The 21,833-nt window shown below is 67.9% G+C and carries 24 protein-coding genes and 1 riboswitch; of the genes, 11 read left to right on the top strand and 13 right to left on the bottom strand.

The features are described from left to right. Positions 1-20 precede the first annotated feature (20 nt). The gene (thiC, locus tag AC5Y5O_RS01155; protein ID WP_500023366.1) at positions 21-1,673 is read right to left on the bottom strand and encodes a phosphomethylpyrimidine synthase ThiC; all 1,653 of its coding nucleotides are present in this window, start codon (positions 1,671-1,673) and stop codon (positions 21-23) included. Beyond that, positions 1,666-1,776: riboswitch (TPP riboswitch) on the bottom strand. It overlaps the preceding gene by 8 nt. A 255-nt stretch (positions 1,777-2,031) precedes the next feature. On the opposite strand from thiC, the gene AC5Y5O_RS01160 reads away from it, so the two are divergent. Continuing rightward, positions 2,032-2,673 (top strand): PAS and ANTAR domain-containing protein, encoded by a 642-nt coding sequence (locus AC5Y5O_RS01160; RefSeq protein ID WP_243393906.1) that lies wholly within the window; start codon positions 2,032-2,034, stop codon positions 2,671-2,673. Here AC5Y5O_RS01160 and AC5Y5O_RS01165 read toward each other — a convergent pair. Continuing rightward, positions 2,670-2,945 (bottom strand): hypothetical protein, encoded by a 276-nt coding sequence (locus AC5Y5O_RS01165; RefSeq protein ID WP_096290842.1) that lies wholly within the window; start codon positions 2,943-2,945, stop codon positions 2,670-2,672. The genes AC5Y5O_RS01160 and AC5Y5O_RS01165 overlap by 4 nt on opposite strands. Before the next feature lie 62 nt (positions 2,946-3,007). Here AC5Y5O_RS01165 and AC5Y5O_RS01170 point away from each other — a divergent pair, with 62 nt between their 5' ends. Beyond that, positions 3,008-3,262 (top strand): Rv1535 domain-containing protein, encoded by a 255-nt coding sequence (locus tag AC5Y5O_RS01170; protein ID WP_090599496.1) that lies wholly within the window; start codon positions 3,008-3,010, stop codon positions 3,260-3,262. A gap of 10 nt (positions 3,263-3,272) precedes the next feature. Here the strand turns inward: AC5Y5O_RS01170 and AC5Y5O_RS01175 are convergent, their stop codons facing one another. The 4 genes from AC5Y5O_RS01175 to AC5Y5O_RS01190 form a co-directional block, all read right to left on the bottom strand. Continuing rightward, entirely contained in the window at positions 3,273-3,710 is a 438-nt protein-coding gene (locus tag AC5Y5O_RS01175) for a hypothetical protein (RefSeq protein ID WP_096284340.1), read from the bottom strand. Positions 3,711-3,880: 170 nt separating this feature from the next. Next, positions 3,881-4,687 (bottom strand): exodeoxyribonuclease III, encoded by an 807-nt coding sequence (locus tag AC5Y5O_RS01180; RefSeq protein WP_096284342.1) that lies wholly within the window; start codon positions 4,685-4,687, stop codon positions 3,881-3,883. 2 nt (positions 4,688-4,689) lie between these two features. Beyond that, entirely contained in the window at positions 4,690-5,460 is a 771-nt protein-coding gene (locus tag AC5Y5O_RS01185) for a GNAT family N-acetyltransferase, cg3035/Rv0428c family (protein ID WP_096284344.1), read from the bottom strand. Continuing rightward, positions 5,460-6,053 carry a peptide deformylase gene (locus AC5Y5O_RS01190; protein ID WP_096284346.1) on the bottom strand — a complete coding sequence of 198 codons (594 nt, stop codon included), beginning with the start codon at positions 6,051-6,053 and terminating at the stop codon, positions 5,460-5,462. Before AC5Y5O_RS01190 ends, AC5Y5O_RS01185 begins: the two co-directional genes overlap by 1 nt. 233 nt (positions 6,054-6,286) lie before the next feature. Here AC5Y5O_RS01190 and napA point away from each other — a divergent pair, with 233 nt between their 5' ends. The 7 genes from napA to AC5Y5O_RS01225 are packed head-to-tail and all read left to right on the top strand — an operon-like array spanning position 6,287 to position 11,453. Then, positions 6,287-6,595 carry a nucleoid-associated protein NapA gene (gene napA, locus AC5Y5O_RS01195; RefSeq protein WP_096284348.1) on the top strand — a complete coding sequence of 103 codons (309 nt, stop codon included), beginning with the start codon at positions 6,287-6,289 and terminating at the stop codon, positions 6,593-6,595. 19 nt (positions 6,596-6,614) lie between these two features. Further along, a complete protein-coding gene (locus tag AC5Y5O_RS01200; RefSeq protein ID WP_096284350.1) occupies positions 6,615-7,097 on the top strand; it encodes a LytR C-terminal domain-containing protein in 483 nt (160 codons plus the stop codon). A 32-nt stretch (positions 7,098-7,129) separates the two neighbouring features. Further along, a complete protein-coding gene (sodC, locus tag AC5Y5O_RS01205; RefSeq protein ID WP_096284352.1) occupies positions 7,130-7,825 on the top strand; it encodes a superoxide dismutase[Cu-Zn] in 696 nt (231 codons plus the stop codon). Then, complete coding sequence (locus AC5Y5O_RS01210; protein ID WP_500023370.1) at positions 7,815-8,945, top strand: glutamate--cysteine ligase; 1,131 nt, start codon at positions 7,815-7,817, stop codon at positions 8,943-8,945. The genes sodC and AC5Y5O_RS01210 overlap by 11 nt, the downstream gene beginning before the upstream one ends. After that, positions 8,945-9,568, top strand: a complete 624-nt coding sequence (locus tag AC5Y5O_RS01215; RefSeq protein WP_096284356.1) for an LON peptidase substrate-binding domain-containing protein — start codon at positions 8,945-8,947, stop codon at positions 9,566-9,568. The genes AC5Y5O_RS01210 and AC5Y5O_RS01215 overlap by 1 nt, the downstream gene beginning before the upstream one ends. Positions 9,569-9,615: 47 nt before the next feature. After that, positions 9,616-10,638 (top strand): TIGR03617 family F420-dependent LLM class oxidoreductase, encoded by a 1,023-nt coding sequence (locus AC5Y5O_RS01220; RefSeq protein ID WP_096284358.1) that lies wholly within the window; start codon positions 9,616-9,618, stop codon positions 10,636-10,638. Continuing rightward, on the top strand, positions 10,635-11,453 hold the full coding sequence (locus AC5Y5O_RS01225) for an enoyl-CoA hydratase-related protein (RefSeq protein ID WP_096284360.1): 819 nt from the start codon (positions 10,635-10,637) through the stop codon (positions 11,451-11,453). The genes AC5Y5O_RS01220 and AC5Y5O_RS01225 overlap by 4 nt, the downstream gene beginning before the upstream one ends. Positions 11,454-11,547: 94 nt before the next feature. On the opposite strand, the gene AC5Y5O_RS01230 is transcribed toward AC5Y5O_RS01225, so the two are convergent. From AC5Y5O_RS01230 to AC5Y5O_RS01240, 3 genes are read right to left on the bottom strand one after another with little or no spacing between them, the layout of a single operon-like run. Then, positions 11,548-12,480 (bottom strand): SDR family NAD(P)-dependent oxidoreductase, encoded by a 933-nt coding sequence (locus AC5Y5O_RS01230; protein WP_096284362.1) that lies wholly within the window; start codon positions 12,478-12,480, stop codon positions 11,548-11,550. Positions 12,481-12,517: 37 nt separating this feature from the next. Next, positions 12,518-14,050, bottom strand: coding sequence for an MFS transporter (locus tag AC5Y5O_RS01235; RefSeq protein WP_500023373.1), 1,533 nt, complete (start codon positions 14,048-14,050; stop codon positions 12,518-12,520). 51 nt (positions 14,051-14,101) lie between these two features. Next, complete coding sequence (locus AC5Y5O_RS01240) at positions 14,102-14,917, bottom strand: DUF2867 domain-containing protein (protein ID WP_500023375.1); 816 nt, start codon at positions 14,915-14,917, stop codon at positions 14,102-14,104. A gap of 21 nt (positions 14,918-14,938) precedes the next feature. On the opposite strand from AC5Y5O_RS01240, the gene AC5Y5O_RS01245 reads away from it, so the two are divergent. Then, positions 14,939-15,535, top strand: a complete 597-nt coding sequence (locus AC5Y5O_RS01245) for a TetR/AcrR family transcriptional regulator (protein WP_096284366.1) — start codon at positions 14,939-14,941, stop codon at positions 15,533-15,535. Here AC5Y5O_RS01245 and AC5Y5O_RS01250 read toward each other — a convergent pair. From AC5Y5O_RS01250 to AC5Y5O_RS01260, 3 genes are read right to left on the bottom strand one after another with little or no spacing between them, the layout of a single operon-like run. Continuing rightward, a complete protein-coding gene (locus AC5Y5O_RS01250) occupies positions 15,509-17,698 on the bottom strand; it encodes an AAA family ATPase (RefSeq protein WP_096284368.1) in 2,190 nt (729 codons plus the stop codon). The two genes, AC5Y5O_RS01245 and AC5Y5O_RS01250, sit on opposite strands and share 27 nt — an antisense overlap. After that, positions 17,695-18,588: a CDP-diacylglycerol--serine O-phosphatidyltransferase gene (gene pssA / locus AC5Y5O_RS01255; RefSeq protein ID WP_342926063.1), complete on the bottom strand. Its 894-nt coding sequence runs from the start codon at positions 18,586-18,588 to the stop codon at positions 17,695-17,697. The genes AC5Y5O_RS01250 and pssA overlap by 4 nt, the downstream gene beginning before the upstream one ends. After that, positions 18,585-19,316, bottom strand: coding sequence for a phosphatidylserine decarboxylase (locus tag AC5Y5O_RS01260; protein WP_279304364.1), 732 nt, complete (start codon positions 19,314-19,316; stop codon positions 18,585-18,587). The genes pssA and AC5Y5O_RS01260 overlap by 4 nt, the downstream gene beginning before the upstream one ends. Positions 19,317-19,449: 133 nt before the next feature. On the opposite strand from AC5Y5O_RS01260, the gene AC5Y5O_RS01265 reads away from it, so the two are divergent. Beyond that, complete coding sequence (locus tag AC5Y5O_RS01265) at positions 19,450-20,607, top strand: MFS transporter (RefSeq protein WP_096284374.1); 1,158 nt, start codon at positions 19,450-19,452, stop codon at positions 20,605-20,607. Here the strand turns inward: AC5Y5O_RS01265 and moeA are convergent. Continuing rightward, positions 20,604-21,809 (bottom strand): molybdopterin molybdotransferase MoeA, encoded by a 1,206-nt coding sequence (gene moeA / locus AC5Y5O_RS01270; protein WP_096284376.1) that lies wholly within the window; start codon positions 21,807-21,809, stop codon positions 20,604-20,606. The genes AC5Y5O_RS01265 and moeA overlap by 4 nt on opposite strands. Positions 21,810-21,833: the final 24 nt, after the last annotated feature.

The raw sequence follows: 21,833 nt of genomic DNA on the forward strand, positions 1-21,833 counted from the left end.
ACCCGGCCCCCGCGTCCGTGTCACGGCTGCGTGATCGGTAGATACACCCGGTTGCCGTGCTCGGCGAACTCGCGTGACTTCTCGGCCATGCCGTTCGCGAGCATGGCTTCGATGTCTTCTTCGGTTTCCAGGCCGTGCTTGGCCGCGTAGTCGCGGACGTCCTGGGTGATGCGCATCGAGCAGAACTTCGGCCCGCACATCGAGCAGAAGTGCGCGGCCTTGGCGGGTGCGGCGGGCAGCGTCTCGTCGTGGTACTCCCGCGCGGTGTCGGGATCCAGCGACAGTGCAAACTGGTCGTTCCACCGGAACTCGAAACGCGCCTGGCTCAACGCATTGTCTCGGTCCTGAGCGTGCGGATGCCCCTTGGCGAGATCACCTGCGTGGGCGGCGATCTTGTAGGCGATCACACCGTCCTTGACGTCCTTGCGGTCCGGCAGCCCGAGGTGCTCCTTCGGTGTGACGTAGCAGAGCATCGCGGTGCCGGCCTGGGCGATGATCGCCGCGCCGATCGCCGAGGTGATGTGGTCGTAGGCCGGCGCGATGTCGGTGGCCAGCGGGCCCAGCGTGTAGAAGGGGGCCTCTTCGCACAGCTCCTCTTCGAGCCGCACGTTCTCGACGATCTTGTGCATCGGGACATGCCCGGGGCCCTCGATCATCACCTGCACGCCATGGGCTTTCGCGATCTTCGTCAGCTCGCCCAGGGTGCGCAGCTCGGCGAACTGCGCGGCGTCATTGGCGTCGGCGATGGATCCCGGCCGCAGTCCGTCGCCCAAGGAGAAGGTGACGTCGTATTGGGCGAAGATGTCGCAGAGTTCTTCAAAGTTGGTGTACAGGAACGACTCTCGGTGGTGAGCCAGGCACCAGGCCGCCATGATCGACCCGCCGCGGGACACGATGCCGGTGACCCGCTTGGCGGTCAGCGGCACATAGCGCAGCAGCACGCCAGCGTGCACCGTCATGTAGTCCACGCCCTGCTCGCACTGCTCGATCACGGTGTCGCGGTAGAGCTCCCAGGTCAGTTCGGTCGGGTCGCCGTTGGTCTTTTCCAGCGCCTGGTAGATCGGCACGGTGCCGACCGGAACCGGCGAGTTGCGCAGGATCCACTCGCGCGTCTCGTGGATGTTCTTGCCGGTGGACAGGTCCATGATGGTGTCGGCACCCCAGCGGGTCGCCCACACCATCTTGTCGACCTCTTCGGCGATCGATGACGTCACGGCGGAGTTGCCGATGTTCGCGTTGACCTTGGTCGCGAACGTCTTGCCGATGATCATCGGCTCGATCTCGGGATGGTTGCGGTTGGCCGGGATGACCGCGCGTCCGCGGGCGACCTCGTCGCGCACCAGCTCGGCGGGCATGCCCTCGCGCGCGGCGATGAACGCCATCTCGGCGGTGATCTCACCGGCGCGGGCCCGCTGCAGTTGAGTGCCGCGGTCGCGGACCACACCGGGTCGTGGCGGTAGCCCGGCACTCAGATCGATCGTGGCGTCCGTATCGGTGTAGGGCCCGGAGGTGTCGTACAGATCGAAGTGCTCGCCGTTGGAGAGGTTCACCCGGCGCAACGGCACCCGGGCTCCGGGAACTCCCTCGAGCTCCCGATACACCTTTGTGCTGCCCCAGATCGACCCGGTGGTCACGGAAACGGTGTCCACGGTGGTGGAAATAATGTCAGTCATATTTTCATCTCCCTACGCCGGCATTATCCGGTCAGGTTCGTACGGTCGACGGCCCCAAGCCGTCCTCTCAGCACACTCGGCGTGCGCTCCCGCGGTTGTTTACTTTTCGGTGGCTAACGCCCGCACGCGACGTTACCCCCACCCCGGGCCATCCGCGCCGCACGGGAGCGCCCAATCGGTCCAGATTGCGAAAATATCGACGGGGTCAACGGCGGAAACAGGTTCCAATCAGCGGATTGCTCTTCCGTGAATTTCCCGGAGTGAGATGATGAAGGACGTGCAGCAGCCTAAGCAAGCGGGTGCCGCGACATTCACCCGGACTCGGAAGCAGCCGACGAAGGGGACCGGGGGCCCCGCGATTTCATACCTGAACGTCGGCAGCTTCAAGTTCTGGTTCGACGGGGAACGCTGGGAGTGGTCCGACGAGGTCGCGCGAATGCACGGCTACGAACCCGGGACGGTCGCGCCGACAACGAAACTGATGTTGTCCCACAAACATCCCGACGATCGGGAGCACGTCCGCGATCTGCTCCACCATGCGTTGCACTCCGGGGAGTCCTTCTCGAGTCGGCACCGTTTTGTCGACACATCGGGCGCGGTGCACGATGCGATCGTCGTGGCGGACCGCATCGTGGACGACGAGTCGGGTGCGGTGCGGGGGACGGCGGGCTACTACATCGACCTGAGCGGCATCGACGAAGCCCGTCACGAAAGCCGCCAGGAAGTTCTCGACGAGGCGCTGCCGGATCTGTTCGAAAACCGAGCGGCCATCGAGCAGGCCAAGGGCGTGATGATGGCCATCTACCGGGTCAGCGCCGACCAGGCGTTCCGGGTGCTGCAGTGGCGTTCGCAAGAAACCAACATCAAGCTGCGCACGCTGGCCAGGCAACTGATCCAGGAGGTCAGCGACCTGCCGCCGATGTCAGCGGTGGTTCAGAGCCAGGTCGACCATCTGCTGTTGACGATCCACGAGCGCATTCCCGCAGAAGCCGATCGCTAGACCTCTTCCATCGCTTCGCCGATTTCTTCCAGCAGCTTGTTGTGGTGGTTGCTGGCCAGGATGTGTCCGGCGGCGATGACCAGGGCGACCGGCCAGTCGATCAGTTCGAGTGCGGCCAGGGCGGCCAGGCCGCCGTAGTAGGCCAGCTGTTCGGGTCGCGGAATCTCGGTCTGCCCGATCACGGGCAGCTTCACCACGAAGGTTTCGCCCGCGCGAATTTTTTCTACCGCTTCGCGTTGAGATGTTGCACGGCGAGTTTTCTTTTCCGCCATCATTTGCCTTTCAGTAACGAAGGGTTTCCCAACTCGCCTAGTGACTTGGCCACCGTCGGTCTATGTCGACGACCGACTCCCTGGCCGATCCGATATTTTCGTCTGTTGCTTCGGTGCTACGCGTGCCGTTGCTCGAACTCTATGCGCTGCTGTGGCGCGTCGGGATCGTGGAGATCGTCCAGCCCGATCGGACGCATCGCAGGCCACCGCGCTTTTCGTCGCGAGTGATTTCGCGACCCCGGGCGACGATCTGCCCCGACCCCTCCGCACACGCTGCCGGGCGGCCGCACGGCCGGCCGCAACGAGCGTCCGCGTAAGTCAAGCCCTCTAGTTGGTACTGCGCAACGCCGCGGCGCCGGCGCGACGTCCGGCCGTCTTCTTGGCGGGGGCCTTGCCGGCGGCCTTCGGCGGTGCCGACTTTGGCGGCGCCGACTCGGTCGGTACCGGCTTGAGCTGGGCTTTCGCCGGGCCCTGGGGCTTGCGGTTGAGCCGGTGCAATACCAGCGCACTGCCGCCGACCGCCAATAGCAGCGGCCACTCGACCAGCCCGGCCACGCCCAACGCGCCGATGGCCAGCGCGGCCGCCGGGGTCGAGTGACTGCCCGAGTTGATCCCGCGCTTGATGCCCTCGGCCGCTCCGGTTACCCCACCCACGATTCCATTGATTGCCGCGCCTCCGACGGCGCCCGCAGCGGCGGTGGTGGCATCCGCCGCGCGATTGACAGTTTTGCCCGCGCTGCGGACTGCCCCTCCGACGACACCCATGATGACTCCCTGATTCCTTGGTCGCTCTGGTTGCGACCGCGTAGCAACATGTATACCCGCCGAACGGGCGGTTAACAGCAGCCACGAAAATTGTGCACGTATCTAACAACGCAAAATGGTGCCACGTCGGAAACGTCCTCACAACGCGAAGTCGCCTGGAATTTGCGCGGTTACCCGGGATTCAAGTCGACTAATACCGGAGCGTGATCGCTGGGCGCCTTGCCTTTGCGTTCGTCCCGGACGATCTGCGCATCGGCGACCCGCCCGGCCAGCGCCGGTGAGGCGAGGATGAAGTCGATGCGCATACCCTGCTTCTTCGGGAACCGCAGCTGGGTGTAATCCCAATAGGTATAGACGCCGGGGCCCGGGGTGAAAGGCCGTACCACATCGGTGAATTGCGCCTCGACAATCGCATTGAACGCCCGGCGTTCCGGCTCGGACACGTGGGTGGCGCCGGCGAAGAATTCGGTGCTCCAGACGTCGTCGTCGGTCGGTGCGATGTTCCAGTCGCCGACCATCGCGATCTGTGCGCCGGGATCGTCGCGCAGCCAGCCGGCGGCCGTATCGCGCAGGGCGGCAAGCCATTCCAGCTTGTAGGTGTAGTGCGGGTCGGTCAGCGTGCGGCCGTTGGGCACGTAGAGGCTCCACACCCGCACGCCGCCGCAGGTCGCGCCCAGGGCGCGGGCTTCGGCGGTTGCGGCCACCTCCGGCTTGCTGCTCCAGGTGGGCTGGCCGTCGAATCCGACCTGCACATCGTCTAAGCCCACGCGAGACGCGATCGCCACGCCGTTCCACTGGTTGAAGCCGACGTGGGCGACCTCGTAGCCCAGTTCCACGAACGGCAGGGCGGGGAACTGGCTGTCGGAGCACTTGGTCTCCTGCATGGCCAGCACGTCGACCTCGGCGCGGGCGAGCCAATCGGTGACGCGGTCCAGACGGGTGCGAATCGAGTTGACGTTCCAGGTCGCTAGTCGCACAGCTAGACGGTATCCCAGCCGGGCGACCGGGCCTCGAAGTAGCGACGGCGGTGGTGCAGCCGGAAGCCGAGGTTGTCGGCGCGGCCGGCGGTTGCGGTGTCGCCCTCGGCAAGGACGATGTATGCGCGGGTGGCGCCGCGGCGGGCCCCCCAGGCCAACTGGTCTTCGCGCGGCGCCGAAAGTCCTGCCCAGCGGGTGCCGTCGGGCGCATCGGTCACGACGGCACCCTCGCCCGTGCCCGGCTCTGGGGTGATGCTCGGCACGTCGCGGACCAACACGCGCTCGGTGTGATCGGCCACCGCGGTGCGCGGCGGGGTCAGCAAGCGTTCCGGGATGGCCAGCAGCGGGGATCGGCCGCGACGCTCGTACCAGGCGACGATCGCCAGGACGGAGCTGAACCGGGCTGAAATATCCAGTGGCACTGCCGAATTCGAGGCAAAGCCGGCTTCGTCGCCGTCCCCCTCAGCCGGGCGATGGTCCAGTCGCAGCAGCCAGCCATCCAGCCAGGCGTGTTCGAGGCCGGGCCGGGCGGCCGCGGCGGCGTACTCCAGCGCGCGGATCGCCGACGTGCGCACCGGTGCGTCGGTCAGTACCCGCAGGGCCACCGCGTCGGCGGCGGCGAATTCGAGGACCGCTCCTGTCTTCGTCTGCACGCGCACCACCGGATCGGTCGCCAACAGGTGTCCGACCGCATCCGAGAGTGGCGGAACCGAGCCGGCCGGACGCCGGTAGCGAACCGTCACGCGGGTTCCGAGGTCCGGCCACGAGACCATCAGTGACCGAACGGATCCGGTCCCTCGCCGGGCGTCCAGGACAATCCCGGCACACCCCAGCCGTGGGATTTGACGGTGCGCTTTGCGGCGCGGGCGTGCCGTCCGATCAGGCGGTCCAGGTAGAGGAAGCCATCCAGGTGCCCGGTCTCGTGCTGCAGCATCCGGGCGAACAGTCCGGTGCCCTCGATGGTGATCGGTTTGCCCTCGGCGTCCAGCCCGCTGACCCGCGCCCATTTCGCGCGCCCGGTGGGAAACGACTCGCCGGGAACCGACAGGCACCCCTCGTCGTCGTCGCTCGGGTCGGGCATGGTCTCGGGTATCTCGGAGGTTTCCAGGATCGGATTGACGACCACGCCGCGGCGGCGCTCGGTCATGCCGCGGTCGTCGGCACAGTCGTAGACGAACACCCGCAGGCCGTGTCCGATCTGGTTGGCGGCCAGCCCGACGCCGTGCGCGGCGTCCATCGTGTCGTACATGTCGGAGATCAACGCGGCGAGGTCGGCCGGCAGCGAACCGTCGGTGTCGACGGGTACCGGTGTGGTCGGTGTGTGCAACACCGGATCGCCCACGATGCGGATTGGTACGACTGCCATGGTCGGCTAGCTTAAGCCCGCCGACGATGCGCGCCGCAAAGCGGCGGGCTGAGAAGGTGGGCAATCAGGATCAGGGCCGCGAAGTAAGCAATGAAGGCAATCCGCCGACTCGCGGGTCTGGATGAGGGCTTGAGGGTTCGCGGCGTGATTCAATATTCGCCGAAACATGCCCCGGTGTAAGTCAAGTCAGCAGAGCTACAGGGAATTCGGCGGAAGGGTCCAGGGGAAGCGATATGGACAGCGCCATGGCGCGGGCAAATCGATCGGGGGACGATCCTGAAGTCGCCGATGGGCTGACCCGACGCGAACACGACATACTGGCCTTCGAGCGTCAGTGGTGGAAGTTCGCCGGTGTCAAGGAAGACGCGATCAAAGAGTTGTTCTCGATGTCGGCAACGCGGTACTACCAAGTGCTGAACGCGCTAGTGGATCGGCCAGAGGCGCTGGCCGCCGACCCGATGCTGGTGAAGCGGTTGCGGCGGTTGCGGGCCAGCCGCCAGAAGGCGCGTGCGGCCCGGCGCCTCGGCTTCGAGGTGACCTGACTAGCTACAGTAGGGCTCGATGAAAGAGCGTGTGCCCGATTCCACCGGGCTCCCACTGCGGGCCATGGTGATGGTGTTGCTGTTTCTCGGCGTCATCTTTTTGCTGCTCGGGTGGCAGGCGCTGAGCTCCTCCGGGAAATCCGACGACGACTCGGCCTCGGCGGCCTCGAGCGCCACCAGCACCAGCAGCACCGCCTCTTCGACCGCGACGAGTACCAAGCCCGCGGCCACCGATGCCGACGTCCACGTGTTCAACATCTCCGGCAAGGAAGGTGTCGCCGGGAAGACCGCGGACCAACTCAAGGCCGGCGGCTTCAAGGTCGTCGACGTCGGAAACCTGACGTTGCCCGAAGTGACCGTCACGACCGTGTACTTCACCGATGCCGGTAGCGAGCACGCCACCGCGGACGCGATCGGCAAGAACCTGAGCGCGCCGGTCGAACCGCGCATCCCCGCGCTTAGCGGAGAACCGCCCGGCGTAATCGTCTTGGTCGCGGGCTGACTCTGAGTCGCGAGCCGGGTTAGGCTCTCGCTATGCCTACGCTTGCCGGTCATCGCAACGTCGTTGTCACCCTGTCCGCAGCCACCAGTATCGTTTTGCTGGGCGCGTGCTCCTCGCCCCAACACGCCTCGTCGGTCCCGGGTACCACCCCTGCCATCTGGACGGGATCACCCGCGCCGTCGGCAACCGCGGGAGCCGCGAGCGAGGGCAGGCGGAGCATCACGACCCATCTGCGCGCACCCGACGGCACGCAGGTCGCGACCGCGACGCTCGAGTTCGCCAATGGCTACGCCACCATCACGATCGCGACGACCGGGGCGGGCCAGATCGCGCCCGGCTTCCACGGCGTGCACATCCACAAAGTCGGCAAGTGCGAGGCCAATTCGGTTGGCCCCACCGGCGGTGCACCCGGCGACTTCCTGTCCGCGGGCGGCCACTTCCAAGCACCCGGCCACTCCAACGAGCCCGCCAGCGGCGACCTCACCTCGCTGGAAGTTCGCAAAGACGGTGCCGGGACGTTGGTGACCACCACCGACGCCTTCGCGATGGAGGACCTGTTGACGGGTGAAAAGACCGCGATCATCATCCACGCGGGTGCGGATAACTTCGCCAACATCCCGCCGGAGCGATACAGCCAGACCAACGGAGCGCCGGGTCCGGATGCGATGACGATGAGCACTGGCGACGCCGGCAAGCGAGTGGCGTGCGGTGTCATTGGTGCCGGCTAACAGGCCTCTCGCGCATATCGATTTCGCCCGATCGCCGCGGCCGACGCTCGGTGTGGAGTGGGAGTTCGCCCTCGTCGACGCGCAGACTCGCGATCTGAGTAACGAGGCCACTTCCGTCATCGCCGAGATCGGCGAAAACCCGCGTGTGCACAAGGAATTGCTGCGCAACACCGTCGAGGTGGTCAGCGGCATCTGCGATAGCACCGGGCAGGCGATCGAGGATTTGCGCGAGACGTTGGGTCCCGCGCGTCAGATCGTCCGGGCCCGTGGCATGGAGCTGTTCTGCGCCGGGGCACACCCGTTCGCGCAGTGGAGCACCCAGAAGCTCACCGATGCGCCCCGCTACGCCGAGCTGATCAAGCGCACCCAGTGGTGGGGACGCCAGATGCTGATCTGGGGTGTGCACGTGCACGTGGGAATCTCCTCGGCGCACAAGGTGATGCCGATCATGACGTCACTGCTGCGCTACTACCCGCACCTGCTGGCGCTGTCGGCCTCCTCACCGTGGTGGACGGGTGTGGACACCGGTTACGCGAGCAACCGGGCCATGATGTTCCAGCAGTTGCCCACCGCCGGGCTGCCGTTCCAGTTTCAGACCTGGCCGGAATTCGAAGGGTTCGTCTACGACCAGAAGAAGACCGGCATCATCGACCACGTCGACGAAGTCCGTTGGGATATAAGGCCTTCGCCGCATCTGGGCACACTCGAAGTGCGAGTCTGCGATGGCGTGTCCAACCTGCGTGAGCTGAGCGCGCTGGTCGCGCTGACACATTGCCTGGTGGTCGACCTGGATCGCCGGCTGGAAGCCGACGAGACCTTGCCCACCATGCCGCCCTGGCACAACCAGGAGAACAAGTGGCGCGCGGCGCGCTACGGCCTGGACGCGGTGATCATCCAGGACGCCGACAGCAATGAGCGCCTGGTCACCGACGACCTCGTCGATGTGCTGAACCGGCTGGAGCCGGTCGCCAAGTTGCTGCACTGCGCCGACGAACTCACGGCGGTGGAGGACATCTGGCGCCACGGTGCTTCCTATCAGCGACAGCGGCGGGTGGCCGAAGAGCACGACGGCGATCTGCGTGCTGTCGTCGATGCGTTGGTGGGAGAGCTGGAAATCTGATGGAACTGGCGATGTTTCCGCTGGAGGCGGCGATGCTGCCGAACCAGGATCTGCCGTTGCGCATCTTCGAGCCACGCTTCGTCGCACTGGTGCGGCATTGCCTCGACACCGGCGAACCGTTCGGCGTGGTGCTGATCTCGCGTGGTCGCGAGGTCGGCGGCGGCGATTCGCGCTGCGACGTCGGCGTCCTGTGCACGATCGAAGAATGCGTCGAGCAGGGCGTCGAGCGGTACTCGGTGCGCTGCCGGACCGGCGAGCGGATTCGGGTGTCCGAGTGGCTCGCCGACGATCCCTACCCGCGGGCGTCGGTGCAGCCGTGGCCCGACGAACCCGGCGACGCGGTCACCGTGGCGCAGCTTGTCGACATCGAAGACCGGATGATGGCCTTGTTCGAGCGGATCGCCGAGGCGCGCGGCACCATGCTGCCGGAGCGCGAGGTGCTGCTGGGCCCCGACGAAGCCGACGCGGGACAGCGGCTGTACGCGTTGGCCACTCGTATCCCGATCGGCGCGGCCGATCGCTACAGTGTGCTCGCGGCGCCGTCGGCGGCCGACCGGTTCGCGGCACTGGGTGAGGCGGTCGACGCGATCGCCGAGATGGTGGAGTTCCAGCTGTCGGAGTAGCGGTGTGCTTTCCTATAGGGAAAATGATTGCGCGACTGGACGGTTGAGTGAAAGTACATCTGCAGGTACACGGATCGCCCACCGGTGCGTCGGCGAGTGCGGCCGAGATCGCCGAGACCGGTGCCGACGGCCTGTTCACCTTCGAGGGTCAGCACGACGTGTTCTTTCCGCTGCTCATCGCGGCCAAAGAGACCAACCTGGACATAATGACCAATGTCGCGATCGCCGCGCCGCGCAGTCCGCTGCATATGGCGCACGCCGCCTACGATTTGCAGGTTTACAGCGGCGGCAAGTTCCGGCTCGGGCTGGGCTCGCAGATCAAGGTTCACATCGAAAAGCGCTACGGCAGCACCTGGCATCGGCCGGCCGCGCGGATGGCCGAAACCATCGCCGCGATCAAGGCGATCTTCACGGCCTGGGAAGGCCAGTCCCCGTTGAACTTTCGCGGTGAGTTCTTCACCCACACCCTGATGGCACCCAACTTCAACCCTGGCCCGAACCCATTCGGGCCGCCTCCGGTTCTGATGGGGGCACTGGGCCCGATCATGACGCGCACCGCCGGCGAAGTCGCCGACGGCCTGTTGGTCATGCCGTTCAACAGCGCCCGTCACTTCGCCGACCGCACCGTCCCCGCGATCAACGAAGGACTGCGCCGTTCGCAGCGCTGCGCCAACGACTTTCAGGTGATCGCCCAGGCCATGGTCGCGGTCGGCAGCAACGAGGGAGACCTGGCGGCGGCGGTCGACGGCGTCGCGTCGCTGATCGCCTTCTACGGCTCCACGCCGGCCTACCTGCCGGTGCTCGAGGTGGAGGGCTGGGCGGATGTCCAACCGGAGCTCAACGCGCTGTCCAAGCAGGGACGCTTCGCCGAGATGCGGGCCCTGATCACCGACGACATGGTGGCCCGGATCGGAATCGTCGGGACACCGCAGCAATGCGCGCAGCAGATCGCCGAGCGGTTCGGCGATCACGTCGACGAAGTGTGTTGCTACTTCCCCTACTACACGCCGGTTAACGCCGACCTTGCCGGCCTGATCGAAGCCCTGCACCGAACGCCCGCCCGACGATGAGCAGCGACGTGGTGGTCGACGTCGACGCGGGCGTGGCGGTGCTCACCCTCAATCGGCCCGAGCACCTCAACGCCTACACCGCCGAGATGGGCGCGCTGCTGAGCCGGGCGTACCGGGAGTGTGACGAGAACGACGACGTCCGCGCCATCGTGGTCACCGGGGCGGGCCGGGCGTTTTGCGCCGGTGCCGATTTCTCCGGCGGCGCAACGCTATTCGACAGTCCGCAAGACGTTGCGGGTTTTTCCGCGTCGCCCATCGACCCGCCGGCGTTCGAATTGCGCAAACCGGTGATCGCGGCCGTCAATGGGCACGCCATCGGTATCGGGTTGACGATCGCGCTGCAGGCCGACATCCGCATTCTCGCCGAGGACGCCAAATACGGCGTGGTGCAGGTGCGCCGCGGAGTGATTCCCGATTGCATGGCGCACTGGACATTGGCGCACCTGACCAATCTCGGTGTGGCGGCCGAGGTGCTGCTGACCGGGCGCACGTTCGACGGGCCCGAGGCCGTCGCGTACGGTATCGCGAATCGGTCGGTGCTGGCCGCGCAGGTGCTCGACACCGCGCTGGAGATGGCCCGCGACATCGCGGTCAATGTGGCACCGATGTCGGCGGCATTGTGTAAGCGGCTGTTGTGGGACAGCGCGATTTACGGCTATACGCCGCGACAGGTTGCCTCGCTGGAGACGCGGTTGCATCACCGGGTGATGGGCACCGACGACGCTCGTGAAGGTGTCGCCGCGTTCCTCGAGGGGCGGGACCCGCGGTTCGGCTCGCAGCTGTCCCGGGACTGGAAACCGCTGCCGGAACCGTGAGTCGTCGGCCGAGCCTCGTCGAGTGTGTAATTTCGCAGGCTCGCACTCACACTTTGTCTGCGGATTTACCGCCTCGGCACAATGTGGCCCGAGCTTATGCGCTGGCACAAAGCTTTTCGGAGAGCAGCCAGAATTCGGCGGCGCGTTGGGGATCGCTCGCGTAGGGGGCGACGTTTTCGCTGATTCGGCAGTCTTCCAGGTACAGCGCACCGCGCCCGGCGAGCTCGGGACTCACCGCGGCCCACACCTGGGTGGCCGCACCCTGCTCGGGGGTGGAGAAGTCGAGACGCCCGTCGCTGGTCTGGCCGCGCAGTGCGCTGTTGTCCACGACGAGCTTGCGAAGATCGGAGAAGTCCTCGCGTGACATGTATCGCGCCAGCGCGGTGGCAACCGTGCCGGGATGTACGGCGTAGGCGCGAATACCCAAGTCGCGCAACCGCCGATCGGCTTCGATCGCGTGCAGGACGTTCGCCGTCTTGGAGGCGCCGTATGCCACGAACTTGTCGTAGTCGCGGTGCTCCCAGTTCGGATCGGCGAAGTCGACGTCGCCCATCACGTGGCCCCCGGAAGACAGGATCACCACGCGGGCGCCCCGCGCGGCCCTCAGCTGTGGGACCAGCAATCGTGTCAGCTCGAAGTGCCCGAAATGGTTTGTCCCGATCTGCAATTCGAACCCATCCCGGGTGCGGCCGAACGGGGTGAACATGACACCGGCGTTGTTCATCAGTATGTGCACCGCCGGCACGATGTCGCCGATCGCGCTGGCCGCCGCGCGGACACTGGACAGCGCGGTCAGGTCGAGCTCGACAGCCGAGGTCGTCGCGCCCGGTACTTCGTCGCGCACCCACCGGGCGGTTTCGTCCAGGGCGTCGGAGTTGCGGGCGGCCAGGATCACGTGGGCGCCCGCGGCGGCCAGTGCCCGTGCCGACTCCCGTCCCAGGCCCGACGAGGCGCCGGTGATCACACATACCTTGCCGGACAGGTCGATTCCCTCGACGACGTCGGACGCGGTGCGGCGTTCGCTCATCGGGTCAGCGTAGGCACGCGGTCGAAGCGCCGGGCTTTCAGGCTACGGCTGTGACGTCCTCGAGCACGGAATCGGCGGCGTGGCGTGGATTGACAACGCAGACGGTGGCGATCAGGGCGGCGATGAAGAACAGGGCCGCGGCGATCTGCAGCAACCGGGTGAAACTGGCATCGGTGAGCGTTCCCGCGGCGATCAGCCCCACGCTCGCCACGGAGGTCAACGCCGATGTCCGGCCCACCGCGTTTTGGATGGCCGCCGCGATCCCGCTGCGGGTGGCGTCAACCGAAGACAGGTTCAACGCGCCCAACGGTGTCGTGGTCAGTAGCAGTCCGATGGCCAGCACCGTCGTCCCGGGCAGCAGATGGGTGACGATATTGAATCCGGCACCGGGCCGGATCAGCAGCAGTCCCAGTCCGGCCAGGATCGGCCCCGCCGTCAGGAACACGTGCGGTCCGATGCGCGCGGCCAAACCGCCGACGCGCTTGGCGAACAGAAACGACAGGATCGGGTTGGGCAGGGTGGCCAGGGCCGCGACCGTCGCGCAGTAGCCCGCGACCTCCTGGGTGTAGAGCGCGACAGCCAGGGAGGCCATCGCGATGGCGCCGTAGACGAAGGCGGTGACCAGGTTGGCGGCGGCGAAGTTCCGGACGGTGAACAGGCGCAGCGGAATCAGCGGGTGCGGGGCACGCCGTTGCCAGCTCACGAACGCCAGCAGGGCCGCGATCCCGACGATCAGCGTGGCGACGATGCGGCCGGACCAGCCGTGCTGGCCGGCCTCGATCAGGGCATCGACGGTGGCGGCCAGCCCCAACGCGGCCAAGACCGCCCCGCGGACGTCCAGGCTGGCGCGGTGGGCCGGCCGGGGCACCGGGCGCAGCCAGAACGTCAAGGCGAAACCGATGACTATCGGGACGGCCGACAGCGCATAGATCCATCGCCAGCTCAGCAGGTCCACCGCCAGACCGCCCAGCAGCGGGCCGATCGCGAAGGCGGTGCCGGTCCAGCCCGTCCATGCTCCGATGGCTCGGTGACGGTCCGTGGGGGCGAATGTGGAGTTGATCATCGCCAGCGATCCGGGCACCAAAAACGCCGCCCCCAGACCTTGGATGACACGGCCCGCGATCAGCATCACCGGCGAGGTCGCGCTGGCCGCCAGCACCGAGCCGGTCCCGAAGGTGGCCAGCCCGAAACGCATGACCGGCACTCGACCGAACAGATCGGAGATGGAACCGCCCGGCAGGATCGCGGCCGCCAGGGCCAGCAGGTAGCCGTCGACAACCCACTGCTGCAGGCACAGGCCGCCGCCGAGTTCGCGCTCGGTGGCCGGCAGTGCCAGGTTCACCACGGTGCTGTCGAGGAAGGCCACCATCGACACCATCACCGCCACCACCATGACCCGGGTGGTGGGCGCCGTCTCGCGCAATTTCGCGAGCCGGCGCGCCCGGGGTGCGGGTTGCATCGCCGCACGAGACGGCTGGGTCACGAGCACGACGGCCTCGCGGGGCGGTTGCTCATCCGAGTCCTCCTCGAGGCACGCCGGAACGTGTTGGGCCGACGGCCTCTTCAGCATGATGTATGCGAAGTGGTTACGGACCAGCGCCGTGAAACGTTCAGGCCGAACTCATATGACCGCCGCCCGGCGTGGATCGGACTCGGCGGCGTGCTGCATCAGCCGCGGTGCCACGGCCCGATGCAGCGGGGCGATCACCGCCCAGACCATGCGGGCGGACAGTCTGCGGCGATAGTGTACTCGCGTGGTGAGCGTGGCCCGCCGGCCGTCCGGGCGCCGCAGCGTCAGCTCCCCGCGCATCAGCGGCCCGCGCGCGGTCAGCACCAGCTCGTCGGGATCCGAATGCTCGATCTGCCAGCCGATCAGGTGGTGGGTCGAGGAGTGCAGCTGAAATCGCAAGACGTGGCGGTGGATCCACGACACCGCGCCGCCACCGCGTTGCTTGCCGAGCGCGTCACGGAACATCTGTTCGGCGGTGCGCGTGTCGCCGGGTGCGATCGGGACCTCGAAGACGTCGGTATAGTCGGATGCGGTCTGGCCGCTCTCGTTCTGGTCGCGCAGTGCCGCGGCCGCAATGCGTTTCAGCGTCGCGCGCGCCACCACCCGGTGTGCACCGGTGCCGATGACCAGGGCGCGATAGATCCTTCCCCGCACACCCGGGAAGACGGCCCACGTGGTCGCGCGCAGCCGGGTGCGGCCCGCGTTTCCTGCCTCCAGCACGAACACCCACCGGTACACGGCGAACAGGTGGCGGCCCACGAGTGCGAAGCGTTCGGGCTCGCGGGCTTCGTCGAGCACGAATCCGATTGGCACCGTGAAGGGATCGCGCGGGTCGCGACACATCACCCGCAACAGCGCCGACCACGTTTCTTCCCGATCCGCGTCGATGGTTATGGCATGCTCGTCGATATAGGGTAATCGTTCCATATAGAAGGAATGTACTAGATCATGGCGCCTCCGCGGAAGCATGAAACCGACGTGATCCTCGATGCGGCCCGAACACTGGTGCTTGACGGCGGACCGCGCGCGGCAAGTGTCGCGGCGATCGCGAAATCCAGCGGCGCGCCGGCCGGCACGTTGTATCACCGCTTCGGCAACCGCGACGGCATCCTGACGGCGGCGTGGTTGCGCGCGCTGGAACGCTTCCAGTCCCGGGCGATGTCCGCGGCTGCCGATACCCCGACCGAGGTTGCGGTGGCGATGGCAGTGTCCGCGATCAGCTTCGCGCGCGAACTTCCGGCGGACGCGCGGCTATTGCTGACCATCCGACCGGCTGACCTGCTCGACGACCAGCCCGACGCGCAATTCCAGGAGACGGTGGCCGCGATGAATGCGCCGCTGATCGAGCGGGTCGGCGTGCTGGCTCGAGAATTGTACGGGCGCAAGGATTCCCGGTCCGTTGACGCTGTCTCGCGCGCGATCGTCGACCTGCCCTATGCCGTGGTCCGGCGGCACGCGCGCGACGATCCGATGCCGGCCTGGCTGGAGGACGATGTCGCGGTGTCGGTGCGTGCGGTGCTAGAAAGCTTTGGCGAACGCGCGTAGCGATGCCACCTGGACGGGATCCAGGGAGGGTCGCACGGTTTTGCGGGCCGCCTCGAGGTCGGCGGCGGTGACGTCGGCGGCATTGATGGAGCGCCGCATCGCGGTGAGTGCGGCCTCGCGCAGCAGAGCCACGCAGTCGGCCGCGCTGTACCCGTCGAGTTCGGCGGCGATGTCGTCGAGATTGACATCCGCGCTCAGCGGGATGGATTTTGCTGCGGTGCACAGGATTTCGCGGCGGGCGGCCCCGTCGGGCGGCTCGACGAACACCAGCCGCTCCAGGCGGCCCGGGCGCAGCAGCGCGGGATCGATCAGATCGGGCCGGTTGGTCGCGCCCAGCACCACGACGTCACGCAGCGGGTCGATGCCGTCGAGCTCGGTCAACAGCGCGGCCACCACGCGATCAGTGACGCCGGAGTCGAAGCTCTGCCCGCGCCGCGGCGCCAGCGCGTCCACCTCGTCGAGGAAGACCAGCGACGGCGCCGAATCCCTTGCCCGCCGGAATAATTCGCGAACAGCCTTCTCCGAGGCGCCCACCCACTTGTCCATCAGCTCGGAGCCCTTGACCGCATGCACGCTCAGCTGCCCGGTGCTGGCCAGCGCCCGGACCACGAACGTCTTGCCGCAGCCCGGTGGCCCGTAGAGCAGCACGCCGCGTGGCGGATCGACGCCGAGGCGCGCGAAGGTGTCGGGATGCTGCAGCGGCCACAACACCGCTTCGGTCAGCGCCTGTTTGGCCTCGACCATGTCGCCGACGTCGTCGAGCGTCACGTTTCCGACGGTCAGTTCCTCGCTTGCCGAACGGGACAGTGGCCGGATGACCGACAGCGCGCCGACCAGATCGTCTTGACGCAGCGTCGGCGGCCGGCCTTCGGCGCTGGCCCGCGACGCCGCCCGCAGCGCCGCCTCCCGGACCAGCGCGGCCAGGTCAGCGGCAACGAAACCCGGTGTACGGCCAGCGATTTCATCGAGGTTCAGCTCGCCGGTCGGCACGGATTTCAGCAGGGTCTCCAGCAGTGCTTTGCGGGTCGCGCCGTCGGGCAGCGTCAGGCCGAGCTCCCGGTCGCACAGCTCGGGGGAGCGCAACCGCGGATCGAGCTGGTCGGGCAGCGCGGACGTGGCGATCAGGGCCACGCCATCGGTGGCCACCGCGGTGCGCAGCTCGGCAAGGATCAGGGCGGCCACCGGCTCGGCGGTCGCGGGCAGCAGCGCGTCGGCATCGGTGATCAGCAGCACGCCGCCGCCGTCACGAATCCCGGTCACCGCGGCGGCTACCGTCTTGAGCCGGTCTTCGGCCGCCAGCGCGCCCACCTCGGGGCCGTCGAGTTGGATCAGCCTGCGGCCGGCACACACCGCCCGCACCATCGTCGTCTTGCCGACTCCGGCCGGGCCCGACACCAATACGCCCAAATTCGTGGTGGCGCCAAGGGTTTTCAGCAGGTGGGGTTCGTCGAGCGCCAGCTTGAGCCATTCGCTGAGCTTGCCGGCCTGTACTTGGGAACCCTTGAGATCGTCGACTCCGATGGCGGGATCCGCAACGGCGACCGGTTCCGGCCGGGCCGCGGCGGCGCCGACCGGAATCCCGTCGCCCCAGGAGACCAACGAGTTCGGTTGCACACTCACCGGCCCGTCGGGATCCACGCCGGTGACCGTGAGCAGCTCCGAGGTCCAGCTGATCCCGACCGCCGACGCCAGCGCAGTGGCAGCCGCCCGGCTGCCAGGAGGAGCCGAGGTGCCGGGCCCGAGGTCGCGGGGCAGCAGCGAGACCGCGTCGCCCACGGTCATCACCTTGCCGAGCAGGGCCTGCCGCAGCGTGGCCGAGGTGATCGATTGGATGGCAAGCGAAGAGCCGCTCAGCGTCACCGATCGCGCGCCGTACACCGTGACCGCGCTGACGATCACCGCGGTGCCCTCGCGCAAGCCCGCGTTGGACAGCGTCACGTCGTCGAGCAGCACCGTGCTCACCGGAATCGTCGTTTCGGCCAGCCCCGCCACCGCCGCGGTGGTTCGTGATCCCGTCAGCGACACCGCATCCCACTCCCGAATGCCAAGGGCGGCAACGGCGTTCGGGTGCATTCGGATGACGCCGCGGCGCGAGTCGACGGCCGAGGTGTTCAGCCGGGCGGTCAGCGTCAGGTGTCCGGACCCCGCGCCGGGATCCGTCATGGCAAGCGTCCACCCGGCTTACGCAGCCCCAGCCGCGCCATCGATCGTCCGCCGGGCCGTCCCAGCCGCACAATCGGGCGCCGGTGGGGCTGTGCGCGGCGGTTGGCGCGCCGCACGGCGCGCTGTTGCTCGGGCTTTTCGCCCCACACCTCGGGATGCGCGGCCAGCCAGCGCTGGTTGCGCACCGCGAAGGGAACGTGGCACAGGTAAGCGACGATGATGACCCAGATCAGGACGTAAGGAGCCAGCACCGCGGCCGCCGCGCAGATCGCGAGGATGGCCAGCAGCGGCGCCGCCCAGTTCGGTGGCACCGCCGCGGCGTGCATCTTGCGCATCGGGATCTTGCTGATCATCAACATCGACGTCCCGGTGATCCAGAGGCAGAGGAACACCGTCGACGACCACCAGCCATCGCCGAACTGCAGCTTGAGCCCGATCAGGCCGATCATCGAGATCGCACCGGCCGGCGCGGGCATTCCGACGAAGAACTCGTGCGCGTAGGCGGGCTTGGATCCGTCGTCCTGCAACGCGTTGAACCTCGCCAGCCGCAGCACCACGCAGACCGCGTACAACAGCACCACGATCCAGCCGGCCGGCGACGTCGACAACAGCGTCACGTAGAGCACGATCGCCGGAGTCACCCCGAAGTTCACCGCGTCGGCCAGCGAGTCGATCTCCTCACCCATGCGCGACTGCGCGTCCAGGATGCGGGCCACCCGGCCGTCCAGCCCATCGAGAATGGCCGCCGCGGCGATCAGCGCCATCGCCGCCTTCGGCTGATGTTCCAGCGCGAACTTGATCGACGTCAGGCCCGCGCAGATCGACAGCACCGTCATCGCGCTGGGCAGGATCTGCAGGTTGACCGCCCGGCCCCGAATCTTGTTGCTCATCGCAGATCGGCCAATACCGTCTCGCCGGCCACCGCGCGCTGGCCGACCGCGACGATCGGCTGGCTGCCCGGCGGCAAGTAGGTGTCCAGCCGCGAGCCGAACCGGATCAGTCCGTAGGTTTCACCGATCGACAACTTGTCCCCGACGTGCGCGTCGCAGACGATGCGGCGCGCGACCAGCCCGGCGATCTGCACCGCGACCACCTCGGCGCCACTGTCGGTCCGGATCCGCACGCTGGTGCGCTCGTTCTCGTCGCTCGCCGACGGCAGGTCGGCCGACCCGAAACGGCCGGGGCGGTGTTGCACGGCGATCACCTCGCCGCCGACCGGGGCGCGTTGCACGTGGGCGTCCAGGATCGACAGGAAAATGCTGACTCGCGGCAGCGGCGCGTCTCCCATGCTCAGTTCCGCGGGCGGGGCCGCGGCGTCCACCAGGCAGACGACGCCGTCGGCGGGGGCGACCACGACGCCCTGCCGCGTCGGCGGCACCCTGGGCGGGTGCCGGAAGAATGCCGCACAGGCACCCGCGGCCAGCAGGCCGACCCGGCGCGGCCACCGGTGGTTGCGGCCGACCAGCGCGAGGGCCAGGCCGGCGGAGATGAACGGCAGCCCCGCGGGATGCACCGGCGGCACGGTTTCTCTCACCAGCTGCAGCATGTGCCGTGGGCTGACGGCAGGGCCCTGGTAGGACAGGCCTTCGTCGGCGGAATGGCGGGGGCGTCGTGCCACCCGCGTCATCTTACGGAGCCCGGGTGGCGGCGCGCTTCGTGCGGGCCAGCAATGCAAGCATTGGTCTTTCACGCGCATAGGGGGTGTACGGATCTCGACTCGATCGCAGACTCCTGACCGCGCGGCGACGCGGCTGCGCCGCGCAAAAACAACCGTCACCATCGTCTTCACGGCTCACGCGGTGCTGGCCTCGGCCTGGGTCGCGTATATCCCGCAAGTCAAAGCACAGCTCGGCCTGTCCAATGCGGCGCTCGGCACCGCGCTCTTCGGTATGCCGCTGGGCTCGGTGGCCGCGATGATGTTTTGTCATTGGGCGCTGCCCCGATGGGGCAGTCACCGGTTGGTGCCCACCACTCTCGTCGGCTACGCGCTTGCCGGACCGGCCATCGGGCTGGCCTCCGGTGAGCTGTCGCTGTTCTCGGCGCTCACGGTGTGGGGTGTCTTTCAGGGTGCGCTGGACGTCGCGATGAACACCCAGGCCGGCACCGTCGAGCGGCTCGTCCGGGCACCGATCATGGCCCGCTTCCATGGCATGTGGAGCACCGGCGGACTGCTCGGAGCCAGCACTGGAGCGGCGTGTGTGGGCGCCGGAGTCGGTCTTGCCCCGCTGCTGGTGGCGGTGGGGGTGGTCGTGCTGGTTGTCGCGGTACCGTTCCTGCGTTACCTGGTACCGGATCAGGCAACGGCCGACGTTTCGGCTACGCGCTCCGCCAAGCGCTTCGGGTTGACGGCTGCCGTCGCCGTGCTGGCGTTGGTGTCGTTCGCGTCATTCCTGTCCGAGGGTGCCGCGGCCGACTGGTCGGCCACCTACTCGCGCAACGTCGTGGGGGCCAGCCCGGGCGTCGCCGCGCTGAGCTACGCCGCGTACACGTTGCTGATGGTCGTCACCCGGCTGGGCGCGACCCGTCTGCAGACGCGGCTGTCGGCGCGCCGGCTGCTGCCGGCCGTAGCGGTATTCGCGGCGATTGCGATGTGCGTGACGCTGGCGCTGGGCAACCCCGTCGTCACGGTGCTCGGGTTCGCCTGCCTGGGCGCCGGTGTGGCGCTGTTGGTGCCCACCGCGTTCAGCGCCGCCTACTCGGCCGGCAACGCCGGTTCGGCCATCACGATCGTGGCCGCCAGCGGCTGGCTGGGTTACCTGCTCGGGCCGCCGTTGATCGGCCATCTCGCCGACTGGATCGGGTTGCCGGCGGCATTGGTGACCATTCCGGTGATGGTCTGCGTGGCCGCAATCGCGATCCGCTGCACCACGGCGTTCGACGCCGCCGACGAGTTCCACCGGCAGGCTTAGCTCAGATCCCAGACCTGCAGCTCGGTTCCGGCGGACACCTCCACGACGTCCTCGGGGATGTCCAGCAGGCCGTTCGCGGAAGCCAGCCACCGCAGATGGTGCGAGGCCGGCGGGCCGTAGCTGAGCACGCTGCCGTGGGCGGTGTCCAGAATCGCGCGCCGGAATTGACGCTTACCCTTCGGCGAGGTCAGCGACTCGGCGAGCACCGCGGGCCGGTGCGGGCGGTGCGGATCCGGCAGGCCCATCGCCGTGCGCAGCGCGGGACGGATGAACACCTCGAAGGACACCAGCGCGCTGACCGGGTTGCCGGGCAGGGTGACGATCGTGGTGCCGGCCACCCGCCCGATGCCCTGCGGCATCCCGGGTTGCATCGCCACCTTGACGAACTCGACGCCCTGGTCTCCGTCACGTCCGAACGCGTCCTTGACGACCTCGTAGGCGCCGGCGCTGACTCCGCCGCTGGTGATGATCAGGTCCGCGTCGGCCGCGTGCTTGTCCAGAATCGAGCTGAACTGCGCGACATCGTCTTCGGCGGTCGCGACGGCGATCACGTCGGCGCCGGCCTCACGCACGGCCCCGGCCAGCATGATCGAGTTGGACTCGTAGATCTGTCCGGGCTGCAGCGGGGTGCCCGGCGTCACCAGCTCCGTCCCGGTCGAGATCACCAGCACCCGCTGGCGCGGGATCACCGGCAGCCCCGGCAATCCCAGCGCCGCGGCCAGGCCCAGCACCGCCGGCGTGACGACCTGACCCTTGCGCAGCACGGTGGTGCCCGGCGCCACGTCTTCGCCCGCCCGCCGAACGTGCTTGCCCGGCTCCGCGCGTGCACGGATCGCCACCGAGTCCACACCACCGTCGGTGTTCTCCACCGGCACAACGCCCGTCGCCCCGGTCGGCATCGGCGCGCCGGTCATGATGCGGTGCGCGGTTCCGGGTCGCAGCGTCAACTGATCGGTGCGCCCGGCGGGAATGTCCTCGGCGACCGGCAAGACCACCGGCCGGTCGGGTGTGGCGCCCTCGGTCTCCTCGGCGCGCACCGCGTATCCGTCCATCGCGGAGTTGTCGAAAACCGGCAGCGCCAGCTCGGCAACCACGTCATCGGCCAGAACCAGGCCCTGCGCCTGCGTCAGGGGCACCGTCACGGCGGGGCGGGCGCCGATCATGGCAGCTACGACGCGCTGATGTTCCTCGACTGACCGCACTTGGCCATTATCGGCCTGCCGGAT

This window comes from Mycobacterium sp. NGS40 (genome assembly GCF_059812735.1).